Annotated in this window: 20 protein-coding genes; 12 read left to right on the top strand and 8 right to left on the bottom strand. The window is 72.9% G+C overall.

All coding sequences use genetic code 11. The features are described from left to right. Positions 1 to 69: 69 nt before the first annotated feature. A complete protein-coding gene (locus QWU11_RS26830) occupies positions 70 to 1023 on the bottom strand; it encodes a zinc-binding alcohol dehydrogenase family protein (RefSeq protein WP_290117190.1) in 954 nt (317 codons plus the stop codon). Positions 1024 to 1121: 98 nt separating this feature from the next. On the opposite strand from QWU11_RS26830, the gene QWU11_RS26825 reads away from it, so the two are divergent. From QWU11_RS26825 to QWU11_RS26800, 6 genes are all read left to right on the top strand, one after another. Next, entirely contained in the window at positions 1122 to 1553 is a 432-nt protein-coding gene (locus tag QWU11_RS26825) for a MarR family winged helix-turn-helix transcriptional regulator (RefSeq protein ID WP_290117189.1), read from the top strand. Positions 1554 to 1565: 12 nt separating this feature from the next. Then, a complete protein-coding gene (locus tag QWU11_RS26820) occupies positions 1566 to 2180 on the top strand; it encodes a hypothetical protein (protein WP_290117188.1) in 615 nt (204 codons plus the stop codon). A gap of 36 nt (positions 2181 to 2216) precedes the next feature. Next, positions 2217 to 3182, top strand: a complete 966-nt coding sequence (locus tag QWU11_RS26815) for an alpha/beta hydrolase (RefSeq protein WP_290117187.1) — start codon at positions 2217 to 2219, stop codon at positions 3180 to 3182. Position 3183: 1 nt separating this feature from the next. After that, positions 3184 to 4029, top strand: a complete 846-nt coding sequence (locus tag QWU11_RS26810; protein ID WP_290117186.1) for an alpha/beta hydrolase — start codon at positions 3184 to 3186, stop codon at positions 4027 to 4029. Between the two features lie 280 nt (positions 4030 to 4309). Beyond that, complete coding sequence (locus tag QWU11_RS26805; protein ID WP_290117185.1) at positions 4310 to 4588, top strand: hypothetical protein; 279 nt, start codon at positions 4310 to 4312, stop codon at positions 4586 to 4588. A 58-nt stretch (positions 4589 to 4646) separates the two neighbouring features. Beyond that, the gene (locus QWU11_RS26800; RefSeq protein ID WP_290117184.1) at positions 4647 to 5438 is read left to right on the top strand and encodes a pentapeptide repeat-containing protein; all 792 of its coding nucleotides are present in this window, start codon (positions 4647 to 4649) and stop codon (positions 5436 to 5438) included. Between the two features lies 1 nt (position 5439). Here the strand turns inward: QWU11_RS26800 and QWU11_RS26795 are convergent, their stop codons facing one another. Then, entirely contained in the window at positions 5440 to 6384 is a 945-nt protein-coding gene (locus tag QWU11_RS26795) for an alpha/beta hydrolase (RefSeq protein ID WP_290117183.1), read from the bottom strand. Between the two features lie 79 nt (positions 6385 to 6463). On the opposite strand from QWU11_RS26795, the gene QWU11_RS26790 reads away from it, so the two are divergent. Then, on the top strand, positions 6464 to 7036 hold the full coding sequence (locus tag QWU11_RS26790; RefSeq protein WP_290117182.1) for a GNAT family protein: 573 nt from the start codon (positions 6464 to 6466) through the stop codon (positions 7034 to 7036). Here QWU11_RS26790 and QWU11_RS26785 read toward each other — a convergent pair. Beyond that, a complete protein-coding gene (locus QWU11_RS26785; protein ID WP_290117181.1) occupies positions 7026 to 7526 on the bottom strand; it encodes a methylated-DNA--[protein]-cysteine S-methyltransferase in 501 nt (166 codons plus the stop codon). The two genes, QWU11_RS26790 and QWU11_RS26785, sit on opposite strands and share 11 nt — an antisense overlap. Positions 7527 to 7537: 11 nt before the next feature. Beyond that, entirely contained in the window at positions 7538 to 9007 is a 1470-nt protein-coding gene (locus QWU11_RS26780; RefSeq protein ID WP_290117180.1) for an AlkA N-terminal domain-containing protein, read from the bottom strand. A gap of 130 nt (positions 9008 to 9137) precedes the next feature. On the opposite strand from QWU11_RS26780, the gene QWU11_RS26775 reads away from it, so the two are divergent. From QWU11_RS26775 to QWU11_RS26765, 3 genes are all read left to right on the top strand, one after another. Beyond that, on the top strand, positions 9138 to 10010 hold the full coding sequence (locus QWU11_RS26775; RefSeq protein WP_290117179.1) for a methyltransferase domain-containing protein: 873 nt from the start codon (positions 9138 to 9140) through the stop codon (positions 10008 to 10010). 73 nt (positions 10011 to 10083) lie between these two features. Then, positions 10084 to 10824 (top strand): VTT domain-containing protein, encoded by a 741-nt coding sequence (locus QWU11_RS26770; RefSeq protein WP_290117178.1) that lies wholly within the window; start codon positions 10084 to 10086, stop codon positions 10822 to 10824. A gap of 636 nt (positions 10825 to 11460) precedes the next feature. After that, complete coding sequence (locus QWU11_RS26765; protein WP_290117177.1) at positions 11461 to 12006, top strand: DALR anticodon-binding domain-containing protein; 546 nt, start codon at positions 11461 to 11463, stop codon at positions 12004 to 12006. Positions 12007 to 12012: 6 nt separating this feature from the next. On the opposite strand, the gene QWU11_RS26760 is transcribed toward QWU11_RS26765, so the two are convergent. Continuing rightward, positions 12013 to 12885: a helix-turn-helix transcriptional regulator gene (locus QWU11_RS26760; RefSeq protein WP_290117176.1), complete on the bottom strand. Its 873-nt coding sequence runs from the start codon at positions 12883 to 12885 to the stop codon at positions 12013 to 12015. Positions 12886 to 13025: 140 nt separating this feature from the next. Here QWU11_RS26760 and QWU11_RS26755 point away from each other — a divergent pair, with 140 nt between their 5' ends. Then, positions 13026 to 13943 (top strand): NADP-dependent oxidoreductase, encoded by a 918-nt coding sequence (locus QWU11_RS26755; RefSeq protein ID WP_290117175.1) that lies wholly within the window; start codon positions 13026 to 13028, stop codon positions 13941 to 13943. Positions 13944 to 13961: 18 nt separating this feature from the next. Here QWU11_RS26755 and QWU11_RS26750 read toward each other — a convergent pair whose 3' ends face one another. Next, positions 13962 to 14456 carry a universal stress protein gene (locus tag QWU11_RS26750; RefSeq protein WP_290117174.1) on the bottom strand — a complete coding sequence of 165 codons (495 nt, stop codon included), beginning with the start codon at positions 14454 to 14456 and terminating at the stop codon, positions 13962 to 13964. Between the two features lie 14 nt (positions 14457 to 14470). Continuing rightward, positions 14471 to 15730: an SLC13 family permease gene (locus QWU11_RS26745; RefSeq protein ID WP_290117173.1), complete on the bottom strand. Its 1260-nt coding sequence runs from the start codon at positions 15728 to 15730 to the stop codon at positions 14471 to 14473. Between the two features lie 81 nt (positions 15731 to 15811). Here QWU11_RS26745 and QWU11_RS26740 point away from each other — a divergent pair, with 81 nt between their 5' ends. Continuing rightward, the gene (locus QWU11_RS26740; protein WP_290117172.1) at positions 15812 to 16570 is read left to right on the top strand and encodes an SDR family oxidoreductase; all 759 of its coding nucleotides are present in this window, start codon (positions 15812 to 15814) and stop codon (positions 16568 to 16570) included. A gap of 13 nt (positions 16571 to 16583) precedes the next feature. Here the strand turns inward: QWU11_RS26740 and QWU11_RS26735 are convergent, their stop codons facing one another. Continuing rightward, positions 16584 to 17555 (bottom strand): hypothetical protein, encoded by a 972-nt coding sequence (locus QWU11_RS26735; RefSeq protein ID WP_290117171.1) that lies wholly within the window; start codon positions 17553 to 17555, stop codon positions 16584 to 16586. Positions 17556 to 17939 lie beyond the last annotated feature (384 nt).

The following is a 17939-nucleotide window of genomic DNA, read 5'->3' as shown; positions in this document are numbered from 1 at the left end:
GCGCTATCAGCTCCCAGCCGGATCAAACGGCGGCCAAGCGTAGCGAAACGCCCCCCGTGTGACGTCGGATCAGGGGGTCAGGACGACGCGGCGGCCGGGGGCGACCGGGGTGTTCCAGGCCCGCTCGACCTGGTTCAGCGGTACCGGCAGCGGGTCCACGGCCAGGGCGCCGGAGGCGATCTCCTCGGCCAGTGACGGCAGCTCGGCGACGATGCCGGCGGTGGTCACGGAGCCCTGTCCGCTGCCCATGACCGTGAGGTTCCCCGCGCGCAGCAGGAACGAGGGCAAGGTGATCTCACGGCCCGCCATCGAGCCGATCTGGATCCAGGTCAGGGCCTTCGAGCGATCCGTACGGGCGGTCAGCAGCGCGGGCATGGCCTGCTCGGTGGGCGTACCCCACAGATAGTCGATCACGACGTCGACGTCCCCGGCCGCCCGCCCGAGCCGGTCGAAGGCGTCGTCGCCGTCCAGGGCGACGACCTCGTCCGCGCCGAGGCCCTTCAGCAGGTCCAGGCGCTGCGGGTCGCGGCCGGCGCCGATCACCCGGGCGGCGCCGAGGCGCCCCGCGATCTGGACGGCGAGCTGCCCGGCGTTGCCGGTGGCGCCCAGGACCAGGACCGAGCCGCCGGGCCGGAAGGAGACGCGGCGGCGCAGCGCCACCCAGGAGGACATCGCCGGGTTCATGGCGGCGGCGACGGTGGCCGGGTCGGCGCCGGCCGGCAGGGTGATCGCCCGGCGGCGGTCGACGACGGCGTGCTCGGCCATCGTGCCCAGGGCGTCGTCGGGAGCGACGAAGTAGATCAGCTCGCCCTCGGGCGTACGGCCGACCGCGTCGACGCCGGGGATCAGCGGCAGCGTGCCCTCGGAGGTGTAGTGGCTGCCGTCGGCGGCCGAGCGCACCCGCGGGTGCAGGCCGGCGGCCAGGACGTCGACCAGGATCTCGTGCTCCCCCGACGCGGACGGGGTCGGGAAGCTGTCGAAGCGGGGCGGGCTGTCGAAGGAGTGGACGACTGCGGCGTGCATGAGGGGTTCTCCCGTTCCGGAGGCGCAAGATGGTTTGTGTCACGTACTACTTTTGAAGATAGTTTGTGCCACGTACTAGGTCAAGTACGCTGGTCACCATGACCACCCCGCCCGAGGACCCCCTGAATCCGGTGGACGCCCTGGTGCAGCTGTCCTTCCTGGTGCAGGGCATCCTGTCCGCCGCCGGCGCCGAACAGGACCTGTCGATCACCCAGGTCAGGCTCCTGGGCGTCCTGCGCGACCGGCAGGCCGGCATGCTGGAGCTCGGCCGCCACCTCGGCCTGGACAAGTCCTCCATGACCGGCCTGGTGACCCGCGCCGAGAAACGCGGCCTGGTCCAGCGCTCACCCTCCCCCCACGACGGCCGCGCCGTGCTGGTCTCCCTCACCCCCTTCGGCCGGCGGCTCACCGAAGACTGCGGCGCCGAGATCGGCCGCCGCGTCATCGCGCTCACCGAGCACCTCTCCCCCGAACGGCGTGCCCAGCTGACCGAACTCGCCACCGCCCTCGTACGGCCGAGCCATGTGTGAGGATGACCGGTCGTGGACGTGAACGACGGGCGTGCGGGCTACCGGCGTTCGGCGGGGTCGCCGCGCGGCGAGGCCCGGCGGCGCGAGCTTCTCGAACGGGTCACCGACGACCTGGCGGTCAACGGGCTCGTGGACTTCTCCCTCCGGCGTGCCGCGCGGGCCGCCGGCGCGACGCACAAGGTGCTGCTCTACCACTTCGACAGCGCCGATGACCTGCTCATACAGGCCATCTTCAAGCTGCGCGACCGGCGCATCGAACGGGCGCTCGCCGTGGCGACCGCGGAGCCGGGACGCCGCAGCCTGGCCGACTGGGTACGCGCCGTGTGGCCCGTCCTGGTCGGCGAGGAGGCGCGCGTGCTCGACCAGGCGATCGGCCTGGCGATGTACGACTCCGACCGCTACGCCGAGCTCGGCCGGGGCGCCTCACGCCAGTACCTCCCGACTCTGCTGTCCATCTGCCCCGAGCACTGGTCCGAGCGGCGCCGGCTCGAGGTCGCCGAGATGATCCTCGCGACGCTGCGGGGCTTCCTGGTCGACGCGCGGACCAGCGGTGACACCGCCGGGATCGCCGCGGGCTTCGAGGCCCTGGCCCGCGCGCTCGAACGCGAGGAGGCGGCGGCCGAATAACCGCGGGAGACCCCCCGTACGTACTTTGCGAACCACGTGGTTCACTTCTTGGAGAGCAACGAGAAGAACCACGTGGAGGTCGGCATGCCGGAAGACCGGAAGAAGGCCCGATTCGTCAGCGGCGACGTGGAGTGCGCCGCCTGGCACTACCCGGGCACCAACGGCGCGTGCGTGATCATGGCCGGCGGTGGCGGGGTCACCAAGGAACCGGGCACCGACCCGTTCGCGAAGCGGTTCCACGAGGCGGGCTTCTCCGTCCTCGCCTTCGACTACCGCCGCCTCGGTGAGAGCGGAGGCCGGCCGCGCCAGGTCGTCCGCGTCAAGAGCCAGGTCGCCGACTGGGGGGCCGCGCTCACCTACGCCGCGACCCTGCCGGAGGTCGACCCGGCCCGGCTCGCGGTCTGGGGCTTCTCCCTGTCGGGCGGCCACGTCTTCGAGATCGCGGCGCGCGACTCACGGACGGCGGCGGCGATCGCGCAGACGCCGAACGCCGACGGCCTGGCCGCCGCGCGCGCGGCCTCGAAGTTCCAGCGGCCGCTCGCGACGCTGCGTCTCACCGGCCGGGTCCTGCTGGACCTGCTCCCCCGCCGCCGGCCGCTGCTGGTGCCGCTCGCCGCCGAGCCGGGCACCGTCACGCTCCTGACGACCCCCGACAGCCTCGACGGCGACCGGGCGCTCAACCCCGGCAACCGGTATCCCGAGTGGCGGCAGGAGATCGCGGCCCGCTCCGTGCCGGGCATCGCGACCTACCGGCCCGGCCGTCTCGCGGCCGGGATTCGCTGCCCGCTGCTCGTCCTGGTGGCGGACCAGGACCAGACCGCGCTCGCGCAACCGGCCGTCGACGCCGCGGGCCGCGCTCCCCGCGCCGAGCTCGTACGGGTGCCGGGCGGGCACTACGCGCCGTTCCTCGGCGAACACGAGCGGGCCGTCGAGGCCGAGGTGGACTTCCTGCGCCGCCACCTGGTCGACCTGGACGTCACTCTCTCCGCCGAGCCGCGCTGACATGACGACGATCGAGCTGTCCGCCGGGACGATCGAGTACGAGGACACCGGCGGCGAGGGTCCGGTGCTCGTGCTGCTGCACGGGTTCATGATGGACGCCTCGCTGTGGGACGGGCCGGTGGCCGAGCTGTCGCCCGGCCACCGGTGCCTCGTGCCCACGCTGCCGCTCGGCGCGCACCGCCACCCGATGCGCGCCGACGCGGACCTGTCGCTGCCCGGGATCGCCCGGCTGGTGACGGAGTACCTCGACCGCCTCGACCTGCGCGAGGTCACCCTCGCCGGCAACGACACCGGCGGCGCGCTCGTCCAGCTGATCATGGCCGAGGGCGGCGAACGCGTCGGGCGGGCCGTGCTGGCCTCCTGCGACGCGTTCGACAACTTCCCGCCCGGCCTGACCGGCAGGACACTCGTGGCCGCCGGCCGCCTCTCCCCCGGGTTGTTCGGGCTGTTCATGCAGCAGATGCGGCTTCGGATGGTCCGGCGGCTGCCGATCGCGTTCGGGTGGCTGACCAAGCGGGGTGACGCCGCCACGGCGCGGTGGATGCGGCCGGTCCTGACCCGGCCGGAGATCCGCCGCGACACCGTACGGATGCTGCGGGCGGCCGGCGCGGACACCGGGCTCCTGCTCACGGCGGCCGAGCGGCTGCCCGGCTTCGACCGTCCCGTCCTCGTGGTGTGGGCGAGCGAGGACCGGGTGATGCCACCCGGTCACGGCCGGCGCCTCGCCGGACTCCTCCCGTACGGCCGCCTTGTCGAGATCGACGACAGCCTCACCCTCCTCCCCCTGGACCGGCCGGAGGCACTGGCCTGGGCCATCGCGGAGTTCGTCAGGAGTGCGGCGTCATGACGGCAGGAAGATGGCGAACGTCTCGTCGGCGAGTGCGGGGCGTCCGGATCGGTCTGGGCCAGGTGCAGCAGCCCGAGGATGGCCACGTGGCCGACCCGCGCCCGAGACGTCGCCCGGTCCGGCGGCAGGCCGAGCTCGCGGTAGCTACGGGCCAGGAGTTCGAGCCGGCTTCGTTCACCTGGCGGACCGCGTCCTGGACCCGGGGTCGTTGCGGTCGCCGAGCAGGCTCAGGTGCACCGACGGTGCCAGCGGCTGGACGGCCTGGAGAACGTCGCGCTTCATGATCAACACGGTCCCGCCAGGTGAACCGATCCCGCCTCCGGATCTGGATGTGGCCGCGGCGCTGGAGGATCTGGAGCGGCGGATGCCGGGCGCGATGGCCGCGAATGAGCCCGGCGCCACGGGATGCACACCACTCGACGACGGCGAGCAGACGGTGTTGCGGGCGGGTGACGTGCTCATCCAGAACGGCACCCGGCACGTCTGGCACAACCGCGGCACCGTGCCCTGCACGATCGTCGGCGTCGCCATCGGCGCGGACCGTACCCCGCCCACATAGCCCAGGTCGGCTAAATTAACCTCGACCGGCGCATTCAGCTCATACGGGGAGGTCTGACATGGGCCTTCACGAGCTCCGAGCCGACTGCGCGAACTGCTTCGCGCTGTGCTGCGTCGCGCCGGCCTTCTCCGCCTCGGCCGACTTCGCCATCGGCAAGAAGGCCGGGAGGTCCTGCCCCAACCTGCGGCAGGACCTCCGCTGCGGCATCCACACGCGGCTGCGGGCGCAGGGGTTCAAGGGCTGCACCGTCTATGACTGCTTCGGCGCGGGCCAGAAGGTCTCCCAGGTCACCTTCGCCGGCCGCGACTGGCGGCAGGATCCGGAGACCGCCGCCTCGATGTTCGCGGTGTTCCCGGTAATGCGTGACCTGCACGAACTCCTCTGGTACCTCACGGAGGCGATCACCCTGCCCGCGGCCCGCGAGCTCCACGCCGACCTCACCCGGGCACGTGAGTCCGTCGAGCGCCTCACCCGCGAGCCGCCCGAGACCCTGCGCGCGCTCGACGTGGCCGCCCGCCGCCGCGAGGTCAACGCCCTGCTGCGCCGCGCCGCCACGCTCGCCCGCGGCGCGGACGGCAAGGACCACGCCGGCGGCGACCTGATCGGCGCGAGCCTGCGCGGCGCCGATCTCACCGGCGCGAGCCTGCGCGGGGCCTACCTCATCGGCGCGGACCTGCGCGAGGCCCGCCTGACCAGGGCCGACCTCACCGGAGCCGACCTGCGGGACGCCGACCTGCGCGGAGCGGACCTGGCCGGCGGGCTCTTCGTGACCCAGTCCCAGCTCGACGCCGCGCGCGGCGACGCGCGTACGGGCCTCCCGCCGGCGCTTACGCGCCCCGCGCACTGGTGACTCAGCCGGCGACGGCCTTGGCGAGGTACTCCTCCTGCGCCGCGAGCTCCCGCTCGGCGACCTTCAGCGGGAACTGCAGGAAGCCGTGGGCGGCCTCGGCGACCACCTCCAGCACGGCCCCGTTGCCGGCCGCCTCCCAGCGCGCCGCCATGAACAGCGTGTCGTCCAGCAGCGGATCCTGGGTGCCGACGACGAACCGGGCCGGCGGCAGGCCGGACAGGTCGGCGTACAGCGGCGAGACGTCGGGCCGCCGGCGCTCCTCCGCGCTAGTCCCCGGCAGGAACTGGTCGTAGAACCAGGCCATGATCGGTGTGGACAGCGAGAGGTTCAGCTCGCCCCACTGCCGCTGGCTCGGCGTCATCGACAGGTCATAGGCGCCGAAGGTCAGCTGCGCGGCGCGGAACGCCGCCGCCTGGTCGCCGAGGCGCAGCAGCGTCACGACCGCCAGGTGCGCGCCCGCAGACTCGCCGCCGATGGCCAGCCGGTCGGTGCCGAACTCCCGCGCGGCGCCCGCGACCAGCCACCGCGCCGCGTCCTCGCAGTCGTCGGGCCCGGCCGGGTAGGGGTGCTCGGGCGCGAGGCGGTAGTCCACGCTCACCACCGCGAGCTCGGCCGCCTGGGCGAGGCGCCACAGCAGGACGTCCTGGGCCGCGGCCGTGCCGAGCGTCCAGCCGCCGCCGTGGATGTGGAGGTACACGCCGCGTACGACGGGCGGGGTGAACACGCGTACGGGTACGTCCCCGGCGCGCCCCGGGACCGTACGATCCTGCCCCTCCGGCAGCGTCACCGGGGCGGGGAACGCCCCTTCGCCACGGGCGCGCGCCGCACGCGAGGCGGCCGGGTCGTCCACCTCGTGGTGCGCGGGCATGGCCGCGAGGACCTTGGACAGGGACTGGTTGTACGCGCGGGTCTGCTCGGCGACGTCCGCGCCGGTCGTGATGAGCATGTCCTCCAGCCTGCCTCAGGGGACCCCCGCCGGTAAATCGTTTGCCTTCCCGACCCGGCAGGTCAATAGCATGGCCGGGATGGTGACTCCCGACCTGCCGATCACGACCGACCGGCTCCTCCTGCGGCTCTACACCGAAGACGACCTCGACGACGTTCACGACATCCAGTCCCGCCCGGACGTGACGCGCTACCTCTACTGGGGCGTGCGGGACCACACCCAGGCCCGGGGATCGCTGGCCATGAAGATCGCCGCCTCCGGGCTGAGCGAGGAGGGCGACAACCTCACCCTCGCCGTGGTGCTGCCCGAGACCGGCAAGCTCATCGGCGACGTCCAGCTGATCTGGGTCAGCCGCGAGCACCGCCAGGGCGAGATCGGCTACATCTTCCACCCCGACTTCGGCGGCCACGGCTACGCGACCGAGGCCGCCGAGGTGGTGCTGCGGCTCGGCTTCGAGGCGTACGGCCTGCACCGGGTCGTCGGCCGCCTCGACGCGCGCAACACCGCCTCGGCGCGGGTGCTCGAACGCCTCGGGATGCGCCGCGAGGCCCACCTGGTCCAGAACGAGATCGTCAAGGGCGAGTGGACCGACGAGGTGGTCTACGCGATGCTCGCGGACGAGTGGCGTGCCCGGGCGGGTCTCACGTCCTGACGCGTGTCGTCGTGACCGTCCGCTCGAAGTCCAGCAGATGCCGCTTGCGCTCCAGCCCGCCGCCGTAGCCGGTCAGGTCGCCCTTCGAGCCGACGACGCGGTGGCACGGCACGATGATGCTGATCGGGTTGTGGCCGTTGGCCAGGCCCACGGCGCGTGCCGCGGTCGGCCGGCCGAGCCGGTCCGCGAGCTGCCCGTACGACACGGTCCGCCCGTACGGGACCTTCAGCAGCGCCTCCCAGACCAGCCGCTGGAACGGCGTGCCGACGAAGGCCAGCGGCAGGTCGAACTCCGTCAGCCGGCCGGCGAAGTACTCCTCCAGCTGCTCGACCGCCTGCGCGAACGGCGCGTGGTCGCGTTCGCCGAACGTCTCGGTCTCCGGCCGGTACCTCTGCCGGTCCATGTACAGGCCGGTCAGCGCGCCGTCCGCGGCGACGAGGGTGAGCGGGCCGACGGGGCTGTCGGTCGTGGTGTGCGCGAGGCGGCGCATCCGGGGTCCTTTCAGGAGGGCAGACGGTTGATGGCGTGGTCGCCGGTGGCCCACAGGTACTGGACGGCGTAGGACCGCCAAGGCCGCCAGGCCGCCGCGTGGCGGACCAGCGCCGCCGGGGTGGTGGGCAGGTCGAGCATGCGGGCCGCCATGCGTACGCCGAGGTCGGTGGCGATGAAGGCGTCCGGGTCGCCGAGGGCGCGCATGGCGATCGTCTCGATGGTCCAGGGGCCGATCCCGGGCAGTGTGGCGAGCCGCTCGCGCGCCCGGCTCCAGTCGCTGCCCGGGCCCAGGTCGATCTCCTCGGCGGCGAGGGCGCCGGCCAGCGTCGTCAGGGTCGTACGGCGTGACTTCGGGAACGCCAGCGACGCGGGGTCCAGGGCGGCCAGCGCGGCCGGGTCCGGGAACAGGTGCGTCAGTTCGCCCTCGGGGTCGGTGACGGGCTCGCCGTGCGTGGTGACCAGGCGTTTCGCGTGCGTACGCGCGGCGGCGGTGGAAACCTGCTGGCCGAGTACGGCGCGGATGGCGAGTTCGGGGCCGTCCACGGTGCGCGGCACGCGCCGTCCCGGGTGCTTGTTCACGTACGGGGCCAGCACCGGGTCCTGCCGGAGCAGCTCGTCGACGGCCACCGGATCGGCGTCCAGGTCGAGCGTCCAGCGGCACCTGCTGATCGCGATCGACAGGTCGCGCAGGTCGGTGAGGGTCAGCCGGCAGGCGATGTGGTCCGGCGTCGGCCGCAGGGAGACGACCCCGGGCCCGTGTGGGAGGCGCAGCGTGCGCCGGTACGCGCCGTCGCGCCACTCCTCGACGCCGGGCACCCCGGTCGCGGCGAGGTGGCCGAACAGGTTGTCCGGGCACAGCGGAGTACGGAACGGTAGCCGGAGGGACAGGGTCCCGGAGGTCTCCGCCGGGTGCCCGCGCCCGAGGCGCGCCCGCAGCTCCGACGGCGACAGCGCGAAGACCTCGCGCACCGTGTCGTTGAACGCCCGGATGCTGGAGAACCCCGCAGCGAAGGCGACGTCGCTCATCGGCAGCCTGCTGGTCTCGATGAGCAGCCGGGCGGTCTGGGCGCGCTGGGCACGGGCGAGCGCCAGCGGGCCGGCGCCGAGCTCGGCGTGGAGCTGGCGTTCGATCTGCCGGGTGCTGTAGCCGAGGCGCGAGGCCAGGCCGGGCACGCCCTCGCGGTCGATGACACCGTCGGCGATCAGTCGCATGGCGCGGGCCACCAGGTCGGCGCGCTCGTTCCACTGCGGTGAGCCGGGGCTGGCGTCCGGGCGGCAGCGCTTGCACGCACGGAAGCCGGCCTGCTGGGCGGCGGCCGCGCTCGGGTAGAAGCGCATGTTCTGCTCTTTGGGCGGTACGACCGGGCAGCTCGGCCGGCAGTAGATCCCGGTGGTGAGCACCGCGGTGAAGAACCAGCCGTCGAAGCGCGCGTCCTTCGACTGGACGGCGCGTACGCAGCGTTCCACGTCCTCATGCATGACCCAAGCATCGCCTGTGGTCACGTACTCGTGCTAGCGAGAATTCGACATCACCCTGCCGGGCCGCCGTGCGGGGGCCGCCTGACGTACCGTTCAACGACATCCGGCCCCACCCCCGGAGGCGGTTTTCATGCCTGACACGCCGGAGCACGCAAGCGGTTATCTCCTCGGCCACGCGGCGCTCGAACAGCGCAGGCTGCTCATCCAGGCGTCCTACGTGCGCCCCTGGACGGCGCGGTTACTGCGCCGCGCCGGACTCACCGAGGGCATGTCCGTCCTGGACGTCGGGTCGGGCCTGGGCGATGTCGCGTTCATCGCCGCGGAGATCGTCGGCCCCGGCGGGCGAGTCGTCGGCGTCGAACGCGATCCCGCCGCGGTTGAGGCGGCACGTGGGCGCGCCGCCTCTGGCGGATACACCGACCTCGTGACCTTCGCGAATGCCGATCTGTCGGAGTTCGATCCGGCGGGTTCCGGCCCCACGCGACAGCCGTTCGACGCGTTGGTCGGCCGGTTCGTCCTGCAGTACCTGCCGGACCCGGCCGCCGCGCTGCGCCGCCTGGCCGGGTTCCTCCGCCCCGGCGGCATCGTCGTCATGCACGACATGGACGTCTCCAACACGGACGCCAGCGTCCCGCGCTGCCCACTCTGGGACGATTGCTTCGCCTTGCTCAGCGCGCTGTTCCGCGCCCACCGGATAACCCCGGACTTCGGCCGGCACCTCACCCGCGTGTTCCTGGACGCGGGCCTGCCGTGGCCGGATGTCGACTCCGGGGCCATGGCGGGCGGGAAAGCCGGCTCCACGGTCTTCACCTGGCTCGGGAGCGCCGTCCAGGCCGTCGAACCGCTCTTGGGCGAGGCCGGCATCGCCCTGCCCGACGGCCTGGTCGTCGACGACGGGCTCGTCGCGACGCTGGAACGGGCGGTGCGGGAGAGTCACAGCATGGTCCTGGGCAACATCCACTACGGAGCCTGGACCCGTCTCCAGAGCGTGGGCCTTCCTTGATCCACGCGCCTCGGGACGCTCCGGGGCGGCCGGGGTGCGGTGGGGTGCGGTGGTGGCCGCCTACGATCAGAAGATGACGACGGCCGAGGACGAGGCTCCGAAGACTGAGCAGCCCGCACAACCGGGCCTGCCCTGGACCGGCCGGCCACAACGCGCCGACCTCATCTGCTGGTTCGGCATCGCGGCCAGCGGCCTGTACGCCCTGGCCCTCATCCCGATCCGCCCGCTCCTCATCGGCCACCACCCCATCCTGCTCGAACTCCTCACCGGCAGCATGACCTCAATCGTGACCGCCGGCGCGTTCGCCCGCATCGGCCAAGCCCCCATCGCCCTCGCCGTCCTCGCCGCCGTCCCCGGCATGATCATGTTCGACCCGTTCTACTGGTGGGCAGGCCGACGCTGGGGCCGCGGCATGCTCACCATCTTCGCCGGCCGCACCCGCCGCGGCCATCGACTCGTCACACGAGCCGAAAAGTACGGTCACCGACTCGGATGGCTCGGCGTCATCCTCGCCTACTACCTACCGATCCCCGCCGCACTACTGTTCGTCATCGCAGGCTGGACCGGCATGCGCCTACTGACATTCCTACTCCTGGACACCCTCGGCGCCCTACTGTGGATCAGCCTGCTCACCGGACTCGGCTACTACCTCGGACAAGACGCGGTCAACATCGCCAAAACCATCTCCCACTACGGCCTATGGGCCTCCATCGCACTCGTCATCATGGTCATCGTGACCCAGCAGGTGAAAAACCGCCGAGACACCACACCCGAACCGGCCATACCGACCCCAGACCAAACCCCGCCCGAGTAGACATCCGCTGGAGGAGCCGCAGCGGGCTCCCGCCGAACGCGGCGTGATGCTGGTGCTGTTCATCTCGAACCTGGACCAGACGATCGCTCCTGTGCGGGCCGGTCGGCGGCCTTGACTCCCTGGTCATGGCCATCATCCAGCAGGTGCCCGGCCGCGTCGAAGGCCCATCGGTCCGGCGACCGACAGTTCTGCCTGGCCTCCTGGCTCCTTTGCGTGTCATTCAGGAAATGGGCCCGCAGCCGGGCCGGGTCCGTCGGGAGGGCGCGCAGCTCCTCCAGCGAGCCGTCGCCGAAGGCGGCGTTGAAGGCCGTCGCGGCCGGCCTTGGTCTCGGCGGTCGTTCGCGGGGGGCTGTGGGCGTCGGTCCGGTCCTTTTTCTCACGGCGCTGGTAGACCACGTAGCGACCGGCCCTGCCCATGACGACGGTCGCTACTCCGGTCTGGAACTGGGCGAATCAGTAGGCGACGCTGCTCTTCGACGGTGTGTGCGCCCAGGGCCTGCGCGACGTCCTCATACGCCAGGTCGGCGAGCGCGATCAGAAGCAGCACGTCCCGGTCGCCGGGAGAAAGCCGGGCCAGCGCGCCGCCCGTACTTCCGGCACTCATGCCGGAACGCGGCCAGGAACGTCTCGGCGGCAATGTCATCTGCGGCATCCGGACCGACCCGCCGCGCCGTACTGACCCTGGAGGACCTGGTGGAGGCCGTCGGCGTCGACGCGGCGCGCTACGCGCTCGCCCGCGCGAGCGCGGACTCGGCCATCGACCTGGACGTGGACGTCCTGACCCGCAAGAGCAACGACAACCCGGTCTACTACGTGCAGTACGCCCACGCGCGGATGTGCGCGGTCGCCAGGAAGGCCGCCGCCAGGGGCATCGGGGGCGGCGACTTCCGGCCGGAACTCCTCACCCACGAGCGCGAGTCGGACCTGCTCGGCCTGCTCGCGGAGTTCCCCGGCGTCGTGAGCGCCGCGGCGGAGCAGCGCGAGGTGCACCATGTCGCCCGCCACCTCGAACGCCTGTCCGGAACCTTCCACCGCTTCTACGACGCCTGCCGGATCCTGCCCCTGGGCGAGGAACCGGCCACCGATCTCACCCGCGCCCGGCTCGTCCTGTCCGAGGCGGCACGCACCGTCCTGCGCAACGGCCTGGGCCTCCTCGGAGTCACGGCGCCCGAACGCATGTGACGAGCTCTACGGGCGTTCCGCGGACGTACGCGGCGCGGTGGTGTCGTGCCGGTGCCGCGGGCCGAGCACGCGCAGCATCTCCAGCGCCTCGGTGCCGCCGGGCGGCGGGGTGAAGACCCGCAGCCGCTGGTCCGCCGCGGGCGTCGCCAGGACCTCGCAGTCGAATTCGATCCGGCCGAGCTCGGGATGGAGGAGCCGGTACGGATGTGACCTGCGCACCGCGACCTCGTGCCGGTCCCAGAGCGCCGTGAACTCGGCGCTGGCCGCGCGGAGCCGCGTGACGAGGGCGAGGGACGCCTCGTCGTCGCCGCGGTGGCCCACCGCGGCGCGCAGGTCGGCGACCAGTTGCCGGGCCTGGTCGTCGTGCTCCTCGGCCGCGAAGCGGCTCCGTACGTCCGGTTCGGTGAACCACCGCAGCACGATGTTGCGGTCCTCCCGGGCCACCGTGCACACGCACCCGAACAGCGCCTGTGCCATGTCGTTCTGCGCCAGCAGGTCGCCCAGGTCGCTCAGGACCTGGACCGGAACGCCGTCGAGCCGGTCGAGGACGTACAGCAGGCTCGGCCGTAGGTACTCCCCGGCCCGCGCCCCCTCCGGCGGGCGGTGCCCGGCGAGAAGGTACAGGTGGTCCCGCTCGTCGACGGTCAGCCGCAGCGCGCGCGTCAGCGCGGCGAGCATCTGGACCGAGGGCTGCGGGCTCCTGGCCTGCTCCAGCCGCATGTAGTAGTCGGCCGACATCCCGGCGAGCACCGCGACCTCCTCGCGGCGCAGTCCCGGCGTACGCCTCCTCGGCCCCTCGGTCAGGCCGACGTCCCGTGGAGTCAGCCGGGCCCGGGACCGGCGCAGGAAGTCGGCGAGGTCGTCGCGGTGCATCCCCATGCCGGTAGTGATACCACCGTCCGCCGATCGCATCCTCGGACCGCCGATCCTAGGCAGAACGCTCCGCTCCCGAATCTCCGCAGGCAACGGCACGATCGACGCGTGGCCATCGAGGCCTATCCGAACGGGGTGATCACGCGATGAAGGCAGTGCGGTTCCACGAGTACGGCGGGATCGACGTCCTGCGGGTGGAGGAGGTGGAGCGCCCGGCGCCCGGCCCCGGGCAGGCGCTGGTCGAGGTCCGCGCGGCCGGGATCCAGCCGGGCGAGACGATGATCCGGCAGGGCGCGCGGCACGAGCGCTGGCCGGCGACGTTCCCCTCCGGGCAGGGCAGCGATCTGGCCGGCGTCGTGGTGGAGGTCGGCCCGGAGGTACGGGGCGTCGCGGTGGGCGACGAGGTCCTCGGCTTCACCCACGGCCGGGCGAGCCACGCGGAGTACGTCGTGGTCGACGACGTGAACCTGACCCCCCGACCGGAGGAGCTGCCCTGGGACGTGGCCGGGTCGCTGTACGTGGCCGGCACGACCGCGTACGCCACCGTGTTCGCGGTCGACCCAGGACCGGGCGACACGGTCGTCGTGTCCGGTGCGGCGGGCGGCGTCGGGTCTCTCGCCGGACAGCTCGCGCGGCGGCGCGGCGCCACGGTGATCGGGCTGGCGAGTGAGCCGAACCACGCCTGGCTGAAGGATCACGGTGTCGTCCCGGTCGCGTACGGGGAGGGTGTCGCCGGGCGAATCCGGCAAGCCTGTGGCGGGAACGTCGACGCGTTCATCGACACGGCCGGCGACGGCTACGTGGACCTGGCGGTGGAGCTCGGCGTACGGCCTCAGCGGATCGACACGATCCACGACTGGCAGGCCGCCGCCAAGGTCGGCGCGCGGACCGACGGCGAGGGTGCCGCGGCGTGCGCGGTCGTGGTCGGCGAACTGGCCCGGCTCGCCGCGCGCGGGGAGCTCGAGGTGTCGATCGCCCGCACCTACCCGCTGGATCGGGTACGGGACGCGTTCCGCGAGCTGGAGCGCCGGCACCCCCACGGCAAGATCGTGCTCCGGCCTTAGGGTCTGTCTCGCACGCGGTCAGTGCGGCGGGTGCGGGGGCGGCGGGGGCATGGAGTCCAGGCCCGGGGGCTCCTGGGGCCAGACCACCAGGACCGGGCACGGGGCGTGGTCGACGACGAAGCGGGTCGCATGGCCCAGGCTGCGCGGCCCGAGGCGTTCGCGGTCGCCGTCGCGGGCGCAGATCAGCAGCTCCGCGTCCTCGGCGGCGCGTACGACCTCCTGCTCCACCCGGCCGCGCCGCCGTACGACCTCCGCCGGGTGGCCCAGGCGGCCGGCGGCGGCCTCCAGGAGCTCTCCGGCGGCGGTCTCGGCCAGTTTTTCCAGCCGGTCGCCCGGGTCGCGGCCCGAGCGGCCCCGGCCCAGAAGCCCGGCGAACGCCCCGCGCGCGGCCCCGGCCACGTCGTCCCCGGTGACGTGCAGCAGGGTGAACTCCGCGCCGGGCGGACCGAGCGTACGCGCGGCGTCCACCGCGGCCTGCCAGGTTCCCTCGGTCACCCAGATGACCACCGACATGCCCCGGCCTCCGATCAGGCTCCGATCACCTTCAGCATCGCCCAGAGTGCCACCGTCGCGGCCACCAATGTCGCCGGAACCGCCGCAAGGCCCAGGCGAGTGAAGTCGCCCAGCGCCGGTTCCTCGTCCCGTTCGTGCAGGACCCGGCGCCACAGCAGCGTCGCCAGCGACCCGACATAAGTCAGGTTGGGCCCCAGGTTCACCCCGATCAGCGCGGCGAGCACCGGGCCGGCCCCGCCCGCCGAGACCAGCGGCACCAGCGCCAGCACGGCCGGCAGGTTGTTGATCAGGTTGGCCAGGACCGCCGCGACCGCCGCCACGGCCAGCAGCGCGAGCAGGCTCGACCCGTGCGGCAGGATCCGCCCGGCCGCGTCGCCCAGCCCGTTGTCCACCACGGCCTTGACCACGACGCCGAGCGCGAGCACGAACACGCAGAACAGCGGCCCGGCCGCGCTCACGACGCCGCGTACGGTGGTGCGCCGCCGCGACAGCGCGCGTACGGCCAATACGGCCGCGCCGCCCAGCGCAGCCCACGCGGGGCTCAGCCCGGCCAGGGAGACCAGCGCGAACCCGGCGAGGGTGAGCGCCAGCACCACCAGCGTGAACACCGGCACGTCCGGGGGCGCCGCCGCCTCGACGCCGCCGGTGCGGGCCGCCAGGTCGGTACGGAAGAAGAGGCGGAAGACGATGTACTCCACCGCGACGGCGGCCAGCCACGGCAGCGCCATCAGCGCGGCGAACCGCGCGAAGGACAGGCCGCTCGCGGAGAACGCCAGCAGGTTCGTCAGGTTCGAGACCGGCAGCAGCAGCGACGCCGCGTTGGCCAGGTGCGTGCAGGCGTACACGTGCGGCCGCGGCCGCACGCCCGAGCGCGCGGCCGTGGCGAACACCACCGGCGTGAGCAGGACGACCGTGGCGTCCAGGCTCAGCGCCGCGGTGACCAGCGAGGCCACCACGAACACGCCGGCCAGGAGCCGCCGCGGATCGCCGCGGCAGGCGCGCGCCATCAGGTCCCCGGCGGCGGTGAACAGCCCTTCGTCGTCGCACAGCTGCGCCAGCACCAGAATCGCCGCGAGGAACCCGACGACCGGAAGCAGACTCCTGACCTGCGACCACGCCTCCGAGAGCGACACCGCGCCGATCGCGATGACCAGGCCCGCGGCCGGGACCGCCGCGACCGCCTCCGGCAGCCGCCGCGGGCGGGCGACCGCGAAGGCCAGCACCGCCAGCAGTGACACGACCGAGACGGCCTCGGCGACGACGGTGTCCAGCACGGCCTCCCTCTGACGGTGTCCGACGTCGAATTATGTCCGACCGTCCCGGCCGGAAGTCGCGACGGGATAGCGTGTGCGCCCGTGACGGGCTTTCTCGAGGAGACGTTCGGGCTGACCGGCCGGGTCGCCGTCGTGACCGGCGGCAGCTCCGGGATCGGCCGCGCCATCGCGGCCGCCCTCGCGGGAGCGGGGGCGAGCGTCGTCCTCATCGCCCGCCGCGAGGCCGGGCTGCGCGAGACGGCCGCCGAGCTCGGCGACCGCACCGCGTATGTCGTCGCCGACCTGGGCGAGCGCGCGCAGGCGCACCGCGCGGGCGACGAGGCCGCGCGCCCGTTCGGCGAGCCGGACATCCTGGTCAACTGCGCGGGCATCAACCTGCGCCCGCACATGGACGAGCTCGACGAGCCGGCCTGGGACCAGACGATGGCGGTCAACCTCGACGCGCCGTTCCTGCTCGGCCAGCGGTACGGGCCCGGCATGGCCGAGCGCGGTCACGGGCGGATCATCAACGTCGCCTCCCAGCAGTCCTTCCGCGCGTTCGGCAACAGCGGAGCGTACGGCGCCTCCAAGGGCGGCCTGGTCGCGCTGACCCGCTCCCAGGCCGAGGCGTGGTCGGCGCGCGGCGTCTGCTGCAACGCGCTGGTGCCGGGCTTCGTCGTGACGCCGCTGGTCACCCACATCCCGGCGGACCGCCACGCCGCCATGGCGGCCCGTACGCTCATCGGCCGCAACGGCCTGCCCGGCGACTTCGCGGGCGCGGCGGTCTTCCTCGCGAGCGCGGCGTCGTCGTACGTCACCGGCCAGTCGATCTTCATCGACGGCGGCTTCTCCGTGCACTGACCCCGGGGCCGGGTCAGGTGCAGACGACGTGGACCTGGGCGGCGGCGACGTGGGCGTAGGTCTTGGTGTCGCCCGACCAGTCCTTGCCGGTGTTGTCCAGGCGGACGTAGAACGCGCTCGGCGCGGTGAACGACCGGCCGGTGACCCATCGTCCGAGGGTGTGCGGCTGGTCGATGTGGAATCCGGTGACCGCGGTGTCGCCGCTCACGAGGTGGACGGAGTAGTGCGCGGGGCTCCCGCCGACGTAGACCCTGCTGCCGTTGTCCGGTGTGAAGACGGCGACCTTGCAGTGGTGGTGCGACCCGGGGTCGAACGTCCACCGCGCCCACAGGCCCGGGTCGTCGCCCGTGGTGGTCCCCGACATCGGCAGGGAGTCGAAGCGTCCGTCACAGCCCGCGGCGGCGTAGCCCTGCGACCCGGCGAGCCAGCCCGACCTGCCGTCGGTGTAGTACCCGACCCGGGCGTAGGCGCCGCCGGTGCACCCGGGGCCGGCCACGACCGAGAACTTCCGGTGCGCGGCCGGGCTGGACGTGGTCGGCGCCGGGGCCGCGCCCTTCCGCTCGCGTACGCCGGTCGAGACCGGGCCGGGCGTCGTGGTGGCCTCCGTGGGGCCGCTGGGCGTCACGCGTGGGAGCGTGCCGGCCCCGGGCCTGGCCACGGATTGGGTCGGATGCTCATCGTGGGGGAACCACACGATGAGGAGCCCCACGACGATCGCGGCGCCGACGAGTGCGCCGGCCCCGAGGAGCGCGCGCCCGCCGCGCCTGGCAGAGGGCGGGCGCGGCGCCTCCCACGCCGGGAGGGGGCGCTCCGGCTCGGCCACGACCGGATCGCCCAGCACCTCGAGGGCGGCGGTCGGGCGGACCTCGCCGGTGGAGAACAGCTCGGCGGCGGCCGCGGAGGTCACCCGGGGCAGCACCACACCGCGGAGGATCCGTACGTCGGTGCGATCAGGCGACCCGTACGTGGCGGACGCGTCAGTCACGGTCGTTGTCTCCGTTCCACCGACCATCGATCTCAGATCCGATGCCGCACGATGTTCCACGGTCCGCGACGAATCTACCTTGAGCACGACTCCAGGACGCCGAGGGTTCGCCTACGGTGGTGGAACGAGAACGTATGCCGCGGAACGGGAACTAAAAGGGCGCAAGGGTCATCTCTTCCCTTGTCCGATGGCGCGGCGGGGAGGACGGTTGCCGGCCCTCGCCGCCGACACCCGTGGTCTGCTTCTTGTCGAGGAGCTTGATCTTAATAACTGTTCTCCTTCCCGCTCGAATGGCCTTTCGTTCCGCGTGCCTTTCTATCGCTCTTCGCCGCCGTTGTCGCGTTCGACCCTGACCTACTGAGCGGGCGCGCACGGCCTCCGCGT

Source organism: Actinomadura sp. DC4, assembly GCF_030406325.1.
In the GTDB taxonomy this organism is placed as follows: domain Bacteria; phylum Actinomycetota; class Actinomycetes; order Streptosporangiales; family Streptosporangiaceae; genus Actinoallomurus.
This window is presented reverse-complemented; position numbering and strand designations above follow the sequence as displayed.

Bases quoted from the DNA above. Each gene is read 5' to 3' on its own strand.
- QWU11_RS26830 (WP_290117190.1), bottom strand. From the start codon at position 1,023: ATGCACGCCGCAGTCGTCCACTCCTTCGACAGCCCGCCCCGCTTCGAC.
- QWU11_RS26825 (WP_290117189.1), top strand. From the start codon at position 1,122: ATGACCACCCCGCCCGAGGACCCCCTGAATCCGGTGGACGCCCTGGTG.
- QWU11_RS26810 (WP_290117186.1), top strand. From the start codon at position 3,184: ATGACGACGATCGAGCTGTCCGCCGGGACGATCGAGTACGAGGACACC.
- QWU11_RS26805 (WP_290117185.1), top strand. From the start codon at position 4,310: ATGATCAACACGGTCCCGCCAGGTGAACCGATCCCGCCTCCGGATCTG.
- QWU11_RS26800 (WP_290117184.1), top strand. From the start codon at position 4,647: ATGGGCCTTCACGAGCTCCGAGCCGACTGCGCGAACTGCTTCGCGCTG.
- QWU11_RS26795 (WP_290117183.1), bottom strand. From the start codon at position 6,384: ATGCTCATCACGACCGGCGCGGACGTCGCCGAGCAGACCCGCGCGTAC.
- QWU11_RS26790 (WP_290117182.1), top strand. From the start codon at position 6,464: ATGGTGACTCCCGACCTGCCGATCACGACCGACCGGCTCCTCCTGCGG.
- QWU11_RS26785 (WP_290117181.1), bottom strand. From the start codon at position 7,526: ATGCGCCGCCTCGCGCACACCACGACCGACAGCCCCGTCGGCCCGCTC.
- QWU11_RS26780 (WP_290117180.1), bottom strand. From the start codon at position 9,007: ATGCATGAGGACGTGGAACGCTGCGTACGCGCCGTCCAGTCGAAGGAC.
- QWU11_RS26775 (WP_290117179.1), top strand. From the start codon at position 9,138: ATGCCTGACACGCCGGAGCACGCAAGCGGTTATCTCCTCGGCCACGCG.
- QWU11_RS26770 (WP_290117178.1), top strand. From the start codon at position 10,084: ATGACGACGGCCGAGGACGAGGCTCCGAAGACTGAGCAGCCCGCACAA.
- QWU11_RS26765 (WP_290117177.1), top strand. From the start codon at position 11,461: ATGTCATCTGCGGCATCCGGACCGACCCGCCGCGCCGTACTGACCCTG.
- QWU11_RS26760 (WP_290117176.1), bottom strand. From the start codon at position 12,885: ATGGGGATGCACCGCGACGACCTCGCCGACTTCCTGCGCCGGTCCCGG.
- QWU11_RS26755 (WP_290117175.1), top strand. From the start codon at position 13,026: ATGAAGGCAGTGCGGTTCCACGAGTACGGCGGGATCGACGTCCTGCGG.
- QWU11_RS26750 (WP_290117174.1), bottom strand. From the start codon at position 14,456: ATGTCGGTGGTCATCTGGGTGACCGAGGGAACCTGGCAGGCCGCGGTG.